This is a genomic window from Haemophilus sp. HMSC71H05 (genome assembly GCF_001838635.1).
GTDB lineage: Bacteria > Pseudomonadota > Gammaproteobacteria > Enterobacterales > Pasteurellaceae > Haemophilus_D > Haemophilus_D parainfluenzae_R.
The window spans coordinates 1-13525 of the sequence record NZ_KV838037.1; the positions used below are offsets into that span (position 1 = coordinate 1).

Sequence of the window (13525 nt, forward strand, 5' to 3'; positions counted from 1 at the left end):
GAACCCCGAGCTGAAGAGCTTGGGGTTTTTGTTTTTAGATTTGATTTTAATAAAGTAAAAGTGCGGTCAAAATCAAAATAGTTTTATTAAAGATGTTTAAATCTTTTAATGAGAAAATATAGGTGGAATGGTACAATCACCAAAATTTTTTATAGGATAAATAACACAAATGGCTCGTAAAAAGAAAAGTCGTAAAATTAGCGATATTATGCCAATTCGTAAATCGGACAAGAAACCTGAAACACCGAAGCTATCAGGTAAGAAATTAACACGTTATGAATTAGATGCTAAGGCAAGAGAAGATAAGAAAAAACGTAAACATAAAGGTTTAGCATCCGGTTCTCGTCATAGTAACGCTGAGCAAAATAAAAATAACCAAGTCGTTGAACAAAAAGATCCGCGTATTGGCAGTCGTAAAAAGGTTCCACTGATTGTTGAATTTGTGAATAAGCCTGAGAAAGGGATGACAATTCCAGCAGTAAAAGAACCGAAAAAACTTGCGCCTGAAGTTGAGTTAGAACGTTTAGAAAATAATGAAATTCTAAATGAATTATTGGATGCCTTAGATGAAGGCAAAACGATTAGTAAAGCTGATCAACAATTTGTGGATGAATGCTTAGATCGTATTGCTCAGTTAATGGAAGAATTAGGTATTCAAGATGAAGATGAGACAGAGGATGATCTCTATCGAACCTTCGAGAAAATTGATATCAACCAATTCAGATAATTGTCATGTGGCCGATCATTTTAAGTATTATTGCTTTGGGAATTATTGCTGGCGTATCATTTTATGCTTTCAAATTACTTAGGAAGTTACGCCATCAAAATACTCTCATTAAACAGGCTAAAATAGCGCGTACAAAACGCCTAAAAGAGAGTATGGTAATTATCGCTAAAGCGATGCAAAATGGAGATTGCAACCATTCAGAAGGGGTGATTCGTTTATCAATGCTTTTACTCCCTTTTGGGCAATCTTTGCAGCCATATCAAGCGATGTATGCACTTTATAATATTGTAAAAGAAATGCCTACGCATGAAGCTCGGAAAGCATTGTTAAAAAAAGAAAGAATGAAACTCGATCTTGAGCGAGAAAGTGCAGAAGCAAAATTTGAAGAAGAAATTATGTTGGAGTTACGTCAGTTTTTAAATGACGTAGAGAAATTTGGGGAAGCTTAATGTCTGAAATTATTTGGGATCTTGCGTTAATTCAAAAATATAACCAATCAGGACCTCGTTATACATCTTATCCAACTGCATTAGAATTTAATGAAAGTTACACAAACGAAGATTTTATTGCAGCGGCTAATCGTTATCCGGAAAGACCACTTTCCCTTTACGTACACATTCCGTTTTGTCACAAACTTTGTTACTTTTGTGGCTGTAATAAGGTAATTACTCGTCATCAACATAAGGCGGATATTTATCTTGATTATCTTGAAAAAGAAATCAAAGCGCGTTCAGAATTATTCAAAAATCGTGTTGCGACTCAAGTGCATTGGGGCGGCGGTACACCGACTTATTTGACAGAAGAGCAATCAGCTCGTTTGATGAAGATGCTTAAAGATCATTTTACGATTGCGGATAATGCAGAAGTTAGTATTGAAATGGACCCACGCGAAATTGAGCTAGACATGCTTGATCATTTACGCAATATTGGTTTTAACCGAATTAGCATGGGTGTACAAGATTTCAATAAAGCGGTTCAAAAAGCGGTAAATCGTGAACAAGATGAAGAGTTTGTGAATGCGTTACTTGTTCGTGCTCGTGAGTTAGGTTTCCAATCGACTAACCTTGATTTAATTTATGGATTGCCACTTCAAAATGTGGAAAGTTTTATGTTCACATTACATAAAGTGATTGAATTAAATCCAGATCGTTTAAGTATCTTTAACTATGCTCATTTACCAAGTCGATTTGCGGGGCAGGCCAAAATTAAAGAAGATCAATTACCGCTGCCGGAAACCAAGTTAGAAATCTTACAGAAAACTATCGAAACCTTAGGTAATGCAGGCTATAAGTTTATTGGTATGGATCACTTTGCTAAACCAGATGATGAATTAGCGATTGCCCAAGAGAAAGGTGTCTTACACCGAAATTTCCAAGGCTATACCACTCAGGAAGAATGTGATTTGCTCGGCTTAGGTGTATCAGCCATTAGTTTATTAGGTGATACATATGCTCAAAACCAAAAAGAATTAAAACATTATTATCATGATGTAGAAAATTCAGGTATCGCTTTACATAAAGGTTTAGCGATGACAGAAGAAGATTGCTTACGCCGTGATGTGATTAAGCAATTGATTTGTAATTTTAAGCTTGATTTTGCACCAATTGAAAAACAATATAATATTGATTTCAAAAAGCACTTTGTTGAAGACTTACAGTTATTACAGCCATTACTTGAAGATGGATTAATTTCTGAAACAGCAACAGGCTTACAAGTTTCGCCTAAAGGTCGCTTATTAATCCGTAATATTTGCTTATGTTTTGATACCTATTCAAGAGCAGCGGCAAAACGACAACAATTCTCTCGAATTATTTAGTTATACAAAAACGGTCAAGACTTATATCTTGACCGTTTTTCTTTTTATTTATTTTGCAATACTTTCTAATGCCCATAATTCGCTGAGACTTTCTCTTCGACGAATTAAATGAGCTTCGTCTCCATCTACTAATACTTCTGCCGTACGTGAACGAGAATTATAGTTTGAAGACATACTTGCACCATAGGCGCCGGCAGAGCGTTGAGCAATATAATCCCCTTCAGCAATGGCGAGCTCGCGCTGTTTACCTAAGAAATCAGAGGTTTCACATACCGGGCCAACAACATCATAAATGGCTTTTTCACGCCCTAAAGTGCGGTCAATTTCAATTATATTCATATAAGCTTCATAGAGTGCTGGACGAATCATATCGTTCATGCCTGTATCAGTAATCGCAAAGTTTCGGCTTTCATTACTTTTTAAGTATTGAACTTTCGCCACTAAAATCCCCGCATTCGCCGCGATCGCTCGACCTGGTTCTAAAATAATTTCGAGATCTTCATACTCTTTTAATTTATTCAGTAACGCAGTTGCATAGTCACTTGGGTGAGGTGGCGTTTCATCAGTATAAGTTACGCCTAAACCACCGCCGAGATCTAAATGTTTTAACGTGATGCCATCTTCTTTTAATTGTTCCATTAAACGAATGAGGCGATCAGTTGCATCTAAGAAAGGTTGTAATTCAGTAAGCTGAGAGCCAATATGGCAATCCATACCCGTAATTTTCACATGAGGTAAGGTTGCTGCTAATTTATATACCTCACGTGCTTCATCTACGCTCACACCAAATTTATTTTCTTTCAATCCAGTGGAAATGTAAGGGTGGGTATGTGCATCAACATCGGGATTCACGCGTAAAGAAATAGGGGCTACTTTACCCATTTCCCCCGCAATTTGGTTGATATGGTGTAATTCCGCAACAGATTCCACATTAAAACAACGAATGCCTACTTCTAACGCTCGCATAATTTCTGCACGAGATTTTGCTACACCGGAAAAGACAACTTTTGATGCGTCCCCACCTGCTGCCAATACGCGTTCTAATTCGCCTTGTGAAACGATATCGAAACCAGAACCTAATTTTGCCATTACATTCAATATTCCAATATTAGAATTGGCTTTAACGGCATAACAAATTAAGTGTGGATGCTTTCCTAAGGCAGAATCAAAGGCATGCCAATGGCGTTCAAGTGTGGCACGAGAATAAATATAAAGCGGTGTGTCGAATTCTTCAGCAAGTTGTTTGACGGGCAAATCTTCAACATAAAGTTGCTCGTTTTTATATTGGAAAAAATCCATGACGAATCCTTTAAGTGCAGTCAGTTTTTATTGTGTTTTTGTGTGTTTTGAGGCTGTTCTTTTTCAGGAAAATATAATGGTCCTTTTACACCACAACCTGTCGCTAAAGTACAGAATGCACTGAGTAATAAAATAGAAAGTAATTTTTTCATTTTTCAATCTCTCTAATAAGTAAAATCTGCCTTTGCCAACGAGGCGAAAGGCTTTATAATTCACAGCATTCTATCAGATTTAATCGGAAAATTTTATGAATGTTGCAGAATTTCACCAAAATATTGAACAGGTTTGGCAAAAAATTGAAGAAACGTTAGAGAATCAAGATTGTGATGTGGATTGCGAAACGCAAGGTTCGGTATTTACCATTACATTTGATGATCGTTCACAAATTGTCATCAATAAGCAAGAGCCGCTCCTTGAGCTTTGGCTTGCAAGCCGCTTGGGTGGATTTCATTTTGCCTATAAAAACAATGATTGGGTGGCAAATGATGGTAAACGCTTTTGGGATTCTTTAACCGAGGCGGTTGCTGCTCACGGAGAAACGGTAACATTCTAATGGCCGAACTCGCGGAACATGCCCCGCAAAAAACAGACTTAAAAACGACCGCACTTAATATGTTGCGGTCTGTTTTTGGTTACCAATCTTTCCGCAAAGGGCAGGAAGAAGTGATTCATGCTGCATTAAGCGGTCAAGATGCCTTAGTGGTGATGGCCACAGGAAATGGCAAATCCTTGTGTTATCAAATTCCAGCACTTTGTTTTCCTGGTCTCACATTAGTGATTTCGCCTTTGATTTCTTTAATGAAAGATCAGGTGGATCAACTCCAAGCAAACGGTATTGAAGCCGATTTTCTAAACTCTAGTCAGACGCCAGAACAACAACAGCAAGTTGAAAATAAGCTGATTTCAGGACAATTAAAATTATTATATGTTTCGCCTGAAAAAGTGATGACAAACAGCTTTTTTCAGCTGATTTCTTATGCTCAAATTTCCTTTATCGCCATTGATGAAGCCCATTGTATTTCACAATGGGGACATGATTTCCGCCCTGAATATACCCAACTTGGCGGCTTAAAAGCGGCGTTTCCAAATGCGCCGATTATGGCATTAACGGCTACAGCGGATTACGCGACAAGACAGGATATTCTCACTCATCTTAAATTAGACAATCCTCATAAATACATTGGCAGTTTTGACCGTCCGAATATTCGTTATACGTTGGAAGAAAAGTTTAAGCCGATGGAGCAGCTCACCCGTTTTGTGTTAGCTCAAAAAGGCAAAAGTGGCATTGTGTATTGCAATAGTCGTTCGAAGGTGGAACGTATAGCCGAAACTTTGCGAAATAAAGGCGTGTCGGCTGCGGCATATCATGCAGGAATGGAAACTGCACTGCGTGAACGCGTCCAGCAAGATTTTCAACGAGATAATGTACAAGTTGTGGTTGCGACGATTGCGTTTGGAATGGGCATTAATAAATCTAACGTACGTTTCGTTGCCCATTTTGATTTGCCGAGAAGCATTGAATCATATTATCAAGAAACCGGTCGCGCGGGTCGAGATGATTTACCTGCGGAGGCGGTACTTTTCTACGAACCGGCTGATTATGCTTGGTTACAGAAAATTTTGCTTGAAAAGCCAGAAACACCACAACGTCAAATTGAACAACATAAATTGGAGGCCATTGGTGAATTTGCAGAAAGTCAAACTTGCCGCCGTTTAGTGTTACTCAATTATTTTGGTGAATATCGTCAAACGCCTTGTCAAAATTGCGATATTTGTCTTGACCCGCCAAAGAAATATGATGGCTTAATTGATGCGCAAAAAGTGATGTCAACAATTTATCGTGTGGGGCAGTGTTTCGGCGTGCAATATGTGATTGCGGTATTGCGTGGGATGCATAATCAAAAAATTGTAGAGCGCCAACATGATAAGTTAAGTGTTTATGGCATTGGCAAAGATAAAAGCAAAGAACATTGGCAATCCGTGATTCGCCAGCTTATCCATCTTGGTTTTATTCAACAAGTGATCGGTGAGTTTAATAGTGCCACGCTTCAGCTCACAGAAAGTGCACGCCCAGTTTTAAAAGGCGAAGTGCCGCTTGAATTAGCGATGCCGCGCATTTCATCCATTAATAAAATTGTGCATACATCCCATAAAAATACAGTGGTAAATTACGATAAAGATCTATTTGCTCGTTTGCGTTTCCTACGGAAGCAACTCGCGGATAAGGAAAATATTCCACCGTATATTGTCTTTAACGATGCGACGTTGCAAGAAATGGCGCAATATATGCCAACAAGTAATATTGAAATGTTACAAATTAATGGTGTAGGGGCGATCAAATTAGAACGCTTTGGGCAGCCGTTTATGGCATTGATTCGAGAGCATAAAGCAATTTTAGAAAAGGCAGAAAAAGAATAAGTGCGGTCAAAAAACAGAGAATTTTTCGACCGCACTTTTTTCTAGCTTGCACTTACATCTTGTTCATCGCGTAATTGACGATCAAACACTTGTGCGCAATCATCGGTACCTGAACCATACCAAGTCGTATCACGTAATGCTACTTCTCCTTTGCGGTATTTTTCCACTTCGCTTTTCTTTACCAAATAGCCCGTTACACGAATCAAATCGGTGTTTTTAAGGTAAGTGGTGATATAGCGGTAACCTTGTGCAAATGAACCATCGATAATATCAACGACGGCATCTAAATGATCCACATAGGTTTGGTCAAAGGCAAACAAATCACCGGTACCTGATGGGAAGTATTTATGGAATGGTGCCGATTGTTTTAAATGAGCTAATAATGTTGGTTCTTCACCCACACGGATACGATGCGCAGGCGCATTACGTTTATCTTCTTCATGATTACTTGCACCCACTTGCGCATGCAATAAATAACGGTTGCCCGTGCGTTCAGCATATACGCCTTCATGGTTATCCGTGACTTCTTTTAATTTATCCATAATCAAGGTCGCAATTTCATCACCGCGTTGGCTTTTACCAAAGGTTTCATTTAATCCTTCTTGTTGCAATAAATGATTTGCCGCATCTGCAAGTCCTACAATGGCAAACATCCCCGTAAAATTAGTGCGTTTGATAAACCCTTCTTTTTCGAGGAATGAGGTATTGAAGAAGTTACTTTCTTCCACTACAAATTTATGGCGTTTGTCCATGGTGGAAAGTGCACATTTTGCTACACGAGGTAAAAGTTTGTTGACCATTTCATCCACAGTTTTACAGGCGCGAGCGATAGTCCCTAAGCGCAAGCGAGTGAGGGTATAAGCCCCACCGCATTCAGGGAGAGCGTTATAGCAGCTTGCAATGCCATATTGTTCGCCTAAGTCAGAAATGTAGTACGCATCATTGGCAAAAGACGGTTTAGAAACTAATAAGCACGCTTTTGCCGCTAATTCTGCAAATTCACGACTTGTTTTGCTCTTATCGTAACGAATGGTCATATTTGGTGTTGGTGCTTCCAGTTCAATTACCGCTTTTAAAATCAAACGCCCTGCTTTTGTGTCATAAGGACCAATATTGGCGTGGCAAAATGAATCCGGCACAGTTTTGTCTACATGATTTAAGAAACGTTTAATTTTGATGTAGTCTTGTTCCTCATCGGTAATAAACGGATCAAGTAGCACGTCTAAACGACCAATGTAAACTGGGAATGTGGTAATGGAGGGCACGTGGGAATATAAAATCAATAAGCCATCTAATGCTTCATCAAGATTTTTTGGTGCGGGTAATTCAAGAAATTCACAGCCTTTTTTAATATACACATTGTAATCCGGCAAAATGTAGCGGGGGCGATAAATCGCATAGCCTTCGTTTAAATCACAGATCATTTGATTTTGAAGGAATTGCCATTCTTCATCTGTGTAGCCTAATAATTCACGAGGATCAAATAATCGCTCGGCGATATTGCCTAAACACATGAGTTTTTGTTGATAGGTGAGTGTATTGGATTTTACGGTATCCAAAATATCTTGAAGAGATGCAAGCATAATAATGTCCTAATTTAAAAGGGTAACCTATTTTAAGTCAGTGACTGGATGATGACAATTTTGACAATGTGATCTACATCACATTTATGATATTTATCAGTCAATTCGGTTATATCATATGACGTTAAAATGTTTTGGTTTTATGGGGTTTCCCATTATGATGTAAGCGTTAAATATAAATGGGAATAATATGAAAAAAGCACGGGTGATTCCTCACACCAGTTGGGCCGCAAAATCGCTATGGTCAGTCGAAGGTAAAACGATGTCGATGCTCTTATTTGCATTGGCAATACTGGGCGTTGGAGATGGCTTAATTGTGCTCGCTAATTTGGGTTCCTCACCTTGGACCGTACTTTCTCAAGGTGTGGCATTACAAGCTGATGTTAGTATTGGTTGGGCATCATTTGGGATTAGCTGTTTGGTGATGTTAGCTTGGATTCCCCTTAAGTTAAGATTTGGGCTTGGCACCATTCTGAATATTATCGTGATTGCTTTTTTTCTGGGTTTAACCGTGAAAATTATGCCAGAACCAACCGCACTTTTGAGCCGAATCTTATTCGGAGGAATAGGGCTTTTGCTTTATGGACTAGGAACAGCATTATATTTAACCTGCCATCAGGGTGCAGGGCCTCGAGATGGGTTAATGGTAGGACTTTGTCAACGCTTTCATTTAAAAGTAGGGATTGTAAGAACAAGCCTTGAGGTGTCGGTTTGTGTGTTGGGTTATATTCTTGGCGGCACAGTCGGAATAGGTACCGTTGTTTTTGCCGCCACAATAGGTTGGATTGTACAGTTGTGCTTAAACTCAATTGCTCGTTTGCCACATCTTCCGCACGAAGGGGATAATTTCCACTAGGGCATCATCAATAGATATTAAGCCTAAGTTCATTTCGTCTTTCCCTTTTGGTGGGCAGAAAGCAAGGTGTTTATCTGCATCGTTAATTGGTTTCCAACGACGAGGCTGAGATGAGCGACTATTTGGATAGAATCCGATCGTTGGTACATTGAATGCACTGCTTAAATGCAATGGTCCAGTAGAGCCCGCAATGAATAAATCCGCACAAGCCAGTGAGTGTGCAAAATCCACTAATCCTTTATTCTTATCGTACACAACTACATTTGGGTGATAGATTTTTGCCGCTAACTCATGGGCTTTTTCACTTTCATCAGGTCCTGCCGTTAAGATAATCTGACAGTCAAATTCGTTTAATAAACCTTGTATCAATTGAGCATACTGTGTCAGAGAAAGGCTTGTTGCTGAACCACCTGTTCCACTATGCACAAAGACCCATTTTTTATCCGCCGATAAACCGAATTGTTCTTGAAGAAAAACACGTTGTTTTTTAACCGCACTTTCAGGAAGTGAAAGGTAAGGTGGTTTGGGTTCCACAATCGGCATGTTGTGTTTCTTTAAGAACGCCCGAGCCAGATCTTGATTGTATTCTGCTTCAGATTTTTCTGAACGTGAACGGCGTTGTGTTAAACGATGGTTATAAAGGATTTGTACCCATTTTGTTGCGGGCGCAAGACGATAAGGAATCCCACTTTTCCAGGCTAATTTACCGTTATGGGTATTGGAAAAGAAGCTAATCATGCCATCAAATTGCTGCTCTTTGATCTCTTTAATAAGACGATTGAAGTCCGCTTTATCGTTTTTAGCACTATCAATAATGACATCATCTAAATAAGGGCAAATTTGTGCAAGTGGTGCGGTATAAGCCGGCACAAGTGCGGTCAGTTTTAGCTCGGGATTTGAGGCTTTCAACATCGCAAAAGCCGGAAACGCCTGAACAAAATCACCCAGTTTATCGTTACGAATGACTAAAATCTTTTTCATATTTTCTCTAGTTAAATAAAAAACCGCACTAGAAAGTGCGGTCTTATTTTAGTCTATTTTTATGGATTATAAAACATCAACGCAGTTTAAGTCTTCGAAAGATTGCTCTAAGCGTTTAGACATTGATTCTTCCATTTTACGTAACCAAACACGTGGGTCATAGTATTTTTTGTTTGGTGCATCAGGACCCTCAGGGTTACCCAATTGACCTTGAAGATAAGCTTCATTTGCTTTATAGAAGTTTAAGATACCATTCCATGCAGCCCATTGAGTATCCGTATCGATATTCATTTTGATTGCACCATAGCTAATTGCTTCGCGGATTTCTTCGCGGCTAGAACCTGAACCACCGTGGAAGACGAAATTGATTGGTTTAGCAGGAAGATTGCGTTCTTTTGCAACGAACTCTTGTGACGCACCTAAAATAGATGGTTTTAATTTTACGTTACCTGGTTTGTAAACACCGTGTACGTTACCGAATGCTGCTGCAACGGTAAAATTAGGGCTTACAGGGTTTAATTGGTCGTAAACATAAAGCACATCAGAAGGTTGGGTATATAAACGAGATTCATCTACATCTGAGTTATCCACGCCGTCTTCTTCACCACCGGTAATACCGATTTCGATTTCAAGGGTCATACCTAATTTATCCATACGTGCAAGGTATTCACGGCAGATTGCCATGTTTTCTTCCATCGGCTCTTCAGATAAATCAAGCATGTGAGAAGAGAATAATGGACGACCAGTTTCTGCAAAGTGTTTTTCACCTGCTTCAAGTAAGCCATCGATCCATGGAAGTAATTTTTTCGCTGCGTGGTCAGTGTGAAGAATAACTGGCACGCCGTATTCTTTGGCTAAAGTATGAACGTGTTTCGCACCTGCGATTGCACCTAAAACGTCTGGACGTGCGCCGCTTGTTGGTTTGATACCTTTACCTGCGTAGAAAGCTGCACCACCGTTTGAGAATTGGATAATTACTGGCGCTTTCACACGTGCAGCAGTTTCCAATACAGCGTTTACGGAGTCAGAGCCCACGCAGTTTACTGCTGGGATCGCGAAGTTGTTTGCTTTGGCATAAGCAAAGATTTTTTGAACATCTTCACCTGTTACTACGCCAGGTTTTACGATATCTAATAATTTAGCCATAGTTGTGTTTCCTTTTGTTTTGGAGGACAAATCCCTCCGTTTGAAGAATCAATATTTATCCCCTCTGTGCAGAGGGGATAGAAGCCATTTAATTAACCGTTCGCACGTTTTTCAAGAATTTCTACTGCAGGTAATACTTTACCTTCAACGAATTCTAAGAATGCACCGCCACCGGTAGAGATATAAGAGATTTTATCTGCAATACCGAATAAATCGATAGCTGCTAAAGTATCACCACCACCAGCGATAGAGAATGCATTGCTGTTTGCAATCGCGTGAGAAATGATTTCAGTCCCTTTACGGAAGTTAGGGAACTCAAACACGCCAACTGGACCATTCCATAAAACAGTTTTTGCATTTTTGATGATTTCTGCTAATTGTTCTGCAGATTTGTCACCGATATCGAAGATAGATTCATCATCTTTCACTTCGGTCACTGATTTTTCTGTTGCAGGTGCAGTTTCAGAGAATTCAGTACCTACACGTACATCAACTGGTACTGGAATGTCAGTGCTTGCTGCTAATTCTTTTGCTACAGGGATTAAATCTGCTTCATATAAAGATTTACCCACATTGTGGCCTGCTGCTGCGATGAAAGTATTCGCAATACCCCCCCCCACGATAATTTGGTCAGCAATTTTTGAAAGAGAGTTTAATACTTCTAATTTAGTGGAAACTTTTGAACCGCCTACGATCGCAACCATTGGACGAGCAGGTTCTTTTAATGCTTTACCTAATGCATCTAACTCAGCCGCTAATAATGGACCTGCACAAGCAATCGGTGCAAACTCTGCTACACCGTAAGTTGATGCTTGCGCACGGTGAGCGGTACCGAATGCATCCATCACGAATACATCGCAAAGTGCGGCATATTTTTTACCTAATTCAGGATCGTTTTTCTTCTCACCTTTGTTTACACGTACGTTTTCTAAAACAACGATTTCGCCTTCTTTAACATCCACACCGTTTAAGTAGTCTTGCACTAAACGCACATTGAAACCTGCGTCTTTTAAGTAATCAACAACCGGTTGTAAAGAATCTTCAGGTTTGAATTCACCTTCAGTTGGACGACCTAAGTGAGAGGTAACCATCACTTTTGCGCCTTTCTCTAAAGCCAGTTTTAACGTCGGGATAGTCGCACGAATACGCGCATCAGATGTCACTTTGCCATCTTTTACCGGTACGTTTAAGTCTGCGCGAATAAATACACGTTTACCTTTTAAATCTAAGTCGGTCATTTTGATTACTGACATAATCTTTCCTCTTGGGTTAGTTAAAATTAAACTTGAATATTATACCTAGTTCTGACTAGGTTGTAACGATGTAGATCAAATAAAAAAGCGAATTATGCTTATTTTTGGCAATCGATTACTTCCCACTGGCGATTGTAACAAATGAATAGTTCATTATGGCTCGCCCCTAAATAAGCGCCTTTTAATTGCGGATTATGTTGCTTCATCCATTGAAATAATTCTTTACGGCTTAATTGTTCGTTTGGCAAGGAAAGCGATTCAAATAATGCTTTCTCTTGTTTGAAATAAGCTTCTGCTGAATCAAACGCGCAGCTACCGTGTTTTTCCCATTCGCCTTGCAATAATTTTGCGCCTGGCGAGATTGAAAGGTAAGGCTCGAGCGTTTCAATTGGAAGCGGCGCTAAATCACCCTTACAAAAACGAGGGTGATCTGTAACAGAGCGTGCATTCGCATTTTGAGGCCATAAGCCATGCACTACCCAGCCAAATTGATTTTTTGTACTACATTGATATTGCGCTGAATCGGGTAAATTATTGCCATATTGCGCACGTTGTTTTTCACAGAATGCCGGCGACCAAGATAAGGCCAACATATAGTAATCAACAGGGGCATTTTTATTTTGTCCAATGGCATCATCACGCATGATGACATCATAATTCCCAAAATCTTTGGTGTTTTTGACCGCACTTTGACTTTGTTGTTGTGTGGTTGTTGGGACGGGTTTTGTGTCTTTTTTGTGTTCAGTGAAATATTGCCAAATACTAAATGCGGCAAGGGCAATAAGGGAAAGAGTGGAAACCTGTTTTTTCATAAAAATCCTGTTTAAATTTTGTCAATTTTGCTTTTGTCGGCTATAATTCGCCGCTTTCTCATATAAAGGAATAGTATGGCGTTACTGATCACAAACAAATGCACAAACTGCGATATGTGTCTCCCCGAATGCCCGAATGAAGCAATTTCAATCGGCGAGGAGATCTATGTGATCGATCCTGTGCTTTGTACGGAATGTGTTGGTCATTATGACACGCCAACCTGCCAAAAAGTTTGCCCGATTACCAACTGCATCAAGCCAGATCCTGAGCATCAAGAAAGCGAAGAGCAGCTTTGGGAACGTTTTGTGATGATTCACCATTCGGATAAGTTGTAGAATTTACCTGATCTTTTTCTTTTCGTCCAATGACTATGAATAAAACAAAGTTAATTAAAATCGCCATCATTCTGATTTATTTGTTCAGTCCCATTGATATTTTGCCTGAAGCGGTGCTTGGTCCTTTAGGTTTAGTGGATGATGCGGCAGCCATTGCCTTATTGATTCGAATTTTATTGAAAAAATAAAAACTTGAATAAAATCAACCGCACTTTGCTTTTCTTATTCTTGCAAAATTCCGTCAATTTCTCTAAACTACGCGTCGGAAAATTTCTTTCCTCATTATTTCACTTTAAAC

The 13525-nt window shown here is 39.5% G+C and carries 15 protein-coding genes; 8 read left to right on the forward strand and 7 right to left on the reverse strand.

Translation table 11 applies throughout. The annotated features are described in order from the left end of the window. Positions 1–169: 169 nt before the first annotated feature. From yihI to hemN, 3 genes are read left to right on the forward strand one after another with little or no spacing between them, the layout of a single operon-like run. On the forward strand, positions 170–727 hold the full coding sequence (gene yihI / locus HMPREF3279_RS06230) for a Der GTPase-activating protein YihI (RefSeq protein ID WP_070868488.1): 558 nt from the start codon (positions 170–172) through the stop codon (positions 725–727). A gap of 5 nt (positions 728–732) precedes the next feature. Next, positions 733–1176 carry a DUF2489 domain-containing protein gene (locus tag HMPREF3279_RS06235; protein ID WP_070868492.1) on the forward strand — a complete coding sequence of 148 codons (444 nt, stop codon included), beginning with the start codon at positions 733–735 and terminating at the stop codon, positions 1174–1176. Further along, positions 1176–2543, forward strand: coding sequence for an oxygen-independent coproporphyrinogen III oxidase (gene hemN, locus HMPREF3279_RS06240; protein WP_070868495.1), 1368 nt, complete (start codon positions 1176–1178; stop codon positions 2541–2543). The genes HMPREF3279_RS06235 and hemN overlap by 1 nt, the downstream gene beginning before the upstream one ends. Before the next feature lie 48 nt (positions 2544–2591). Here hemN and lysA read toward each other — a convergent pair whose 3' ends face one another. Next, positions 2592–3842: a diaminopimelate decarboxylase gene (gene lysA / locus HMPREF3279_RS06245; protein WP_070868498.1), complete on the reverse strand. Its 1251-nt coding sequence runs from the start codon at positions 3840–3842 to the stop codon at positions 2592–2594. 20 nt (positions 3843–3862) lie between these two features. Continuing rightward, positions 3863–3994 carry an LPS translocon maturation chaperone LptM gene (locus HMPREF3279_RS10035; RefSeq protein ID WP_083327177.1) on the reverse strand — a complete coding sequence of 44 codons (132 nt, stop codon included), beginning with the start codon at positions 3992–3994 and terminating at the stop codon, positions 3863–3865. Positions 3995–4089: 95 nt separating this feature from the next. Between HMPREF3279_RS10035 and cyaY the strand changes: the two genes are divergently transcribed. Continuing rightward, positions 4090–4395: an iron donor protein CyaY gene (gene cyaY / locus HMPREF3279_RS06250; protein ID WP_070868500.1), complete on the forward strand. Its 306-nt coding sequence runs from the start codon at positions 4090–4092 to the stop codon at positions 4393–4395. Continuing rightward, positions 4395–6260, forward strand: a complete 1866-nt coding sequence (recQ, locus tag HMPREF3279_RS06255) for a DNA helicase RecQ (protein WP_070868503.1) — start codon at positions 4395–4397, stop codon at positions 6258–6260. Before cyaY ends, recQ begins: the two co-directional genes overlap by 1 nt. Positions 6261–6301: 41 nt before the next feature. Here the strand turns inward: recQ and HMPREF3279_RS06260 are convergent, their stop codons facing one another. Beyond that, on the reverse strand, positions 6302–7843 hold the full coding sequence (locus HMPREF3279_RS06260) for a YjjI family glycine radical enzyme (protein WP_070868505.1): 1542 nt from the start codon (positions 7841–7843) through the stop codon (positions 6302–6304). Between the two features lie 190 nt (positions 7844–8033). On the opposite strand from HMPREF3279_RS06260, the gene HMPREF3279_RS06265 reads away from it, so the two are divergent. Further along, a complete protein-coding gene (locus HMPREF3279_RS06265) occupies positions 8034–8699 on the forward strand; it encodes a membrane protein YczE (protein WP_070868508.1) in 666 nt (221 codons plus the stop codon). Here the strand turns inward: HMPREF3279_RS06265 and HMPREF3279_RS06270 are convergent. The 4 genes from HMPREF3279_RS06270 to HMPREF3279_RS06285 form a co-directional block, all read right to left on the reverse strand. After that, positions 8649–9680 carry a glycosyltransferase family 9 protein gene (locus HMPREF3279_RS06270; protein ID WP_070868511.1) on the reverse strand — a complete coding sequence of 344 codons (1032 nt, stop codon included), beginning with the start codon at positions 9678–9680 and terminating at the stop codon, positions 8649–8651. The two genes, HMPREF3279_RS06265 and HMPREF3279_RS06270, sit on opposite strands and share 51 nt — an antisense overlap. 66 nt (positions 9681–9746) lie before the next feature. Further along, a complete protein-coding gene (gene fbaA / locus HMPREF3279_RS06275; RefSeq protein ID WP_005699675.1) occupies positions 9747–10826 on the reverse strand; it encodes a class II fructose-bisphosphate aldolase in 1080 nt (359 codons plus the stop codon). Positions 10827–10918: 92 nt separating this feature from the next. After that, the gene (pgk, locus tag HMPREF3279_RS06280) at positions 10919–12079 is read right to left on the reverse strand and encodes a phosphoglycerate kinase (protein ID WP_070868513.1); all 1161 of its coding nucleotides are present in this window, start codon (positions 12077–12079) and stop codon (positions 10919–10921) included. A 98-nt stretch (positions 12080–12177) separates the two neighbouring features. Beyond that, positions 12178–12891 (reverse strand): ribonuclease T2 family protein, encoded by a 714-nt coding sequence (locus HMPREF3279_RS06285; protein ID WP_070868515.1) that lies wholly within the window; start codon positions 12889–12891, stop codon positions 12178–12180. A gap of 75 nt (positions 12892–12966) precedes the next feature. On the opposite strand from HMPREF3279_RS06285, the gene HMPREF3279_RS06290 reads away from it, so the two are divergent. Beyond that, complete coding sequence (locus tag HMPREF3279_RS06290; protein ID WP_014064693.1) at positions 12967–13227, forward strand: YfhL family 4Fe-4S dicluster ferredoxin; 261 nt, start codon at positions 12967–12969, stop codon at positions 13225–13227. Between the two features lie 35 nt (positions 13228–13262). Beyond that, positions 13263–13415, forward strand: coding sequence for a DUF1232 domain-containing protein (locus HMPREF3279_RS06295; RefSeq protein ID WP_005696968.1), 153 nt, complete (start codon positions 13263–13265; stop codon positions 13413–13415). The last annotated feature ends 110 nt before the right edge of the window (positions 13416–13525 follow it).

Bases quoted from the DNA above. Each gene is read 5' to 3' on its own strand.
- yihI (WP_070868488.1), top strand. From the start codon at position 170: ATGGCTCGTAAAAAGAAAAGTCGTAAAATTAGCGATATTATGCCAATT.
- HMPREF3279_RS06235 (WP_070868492.1), top strand. From the start codon at position 733: ATGTGGCCGATCATTTTAAGTATTATTGCTTTGGGAATTATTGCTGGC.
- hemN (WP_070868495.1), top strand. From the start codon at position 1,176: ATGTCTGAAATTATTTGGGATCTTGCGTTAATTCAAAAATATAACCAA.
- lysA (WP_070868498.1), bottom strand. From the start codon at position 3,842: ATGGATTTTTTCCAATATAAAAACGAGCAACTTTATGTTGAAGATTTG.
- HMPREF3279_RS10035 (WP_083327177.1), bottom strand. From the start codon at position 3,994: ATGAAAAAATTACTTTCTATTTTATTACTCAGTGCATTCTGTACTTTA.
- cyaY (WP_070868500.1), top strand. From the start codon at position 4,090: ATGAATGTTGCAGAATTTCACCAAAATATTGAACAGGTTTGGCAAAAA.
- recQ (WP_070868503.1), top strand. From the start codon at position 4,395: ATGGCCGAACTCGCGGAACATGCCCCGCAAAAAACAGACTTAAAAACG.
- HMPREF3279_RS06260 (WP_070868505.1), bottom strand. From the start codon at position 7,843: ATGCTTGCATCTCTTCAAGATATTTTGGATACCGTAAAATCCAATACA.
- HMPREF3279_RS06265 (WP_070868508.1), top strand. From the start codon at position 8,034: ATGAAAAAAGCACGGGTGATTCCTCACACCAGTTGGGCCGCAAAATCG.
- HMPREF3279_RS06270 (WP_070868511.1), bottom strand. From the start codon at position 9,680: ATGAAAAAGATTTTAGTCATTCGTAACGATAAACTGGGTGATTTTGTT.
- fbaA (WP_005699675.1), bottom strand. From the start codon at position 10,826: ATGGCTAAATTATTAGATATCGTAAAACCTGGCGTAGTAACAGGTGAA.
- pgk (WP_070868513.1), bottom strand. From the start codon at position 12,079: ATGTCAGTAATCAAAATGACCGACTTAGATTTAAAAGGTAAACGTGTA.
- HMPREF3279_RS06285 (WP_070868515.1), bottom strand. From the start codon at position 12,891: ATGAAAAAACAGGTTTCCACTCTTTCCCTTATTGCCCTTGCCGCATTT.
- HMPREF3279_RS06290 (WP_014064693.1), top strand. From the start codon at position 12,967: ATGGCGTTACTGATCACAAACAAATGCACAAACTGCGATATGTGTCTC.
- HMPREF3279_RS06295 (WP_005696968.1), top strand. From the start codon at position 13,263: ATGAATAAAACAAAGTTAATTAAAATCGCCATCATTCTGATTTATTTG.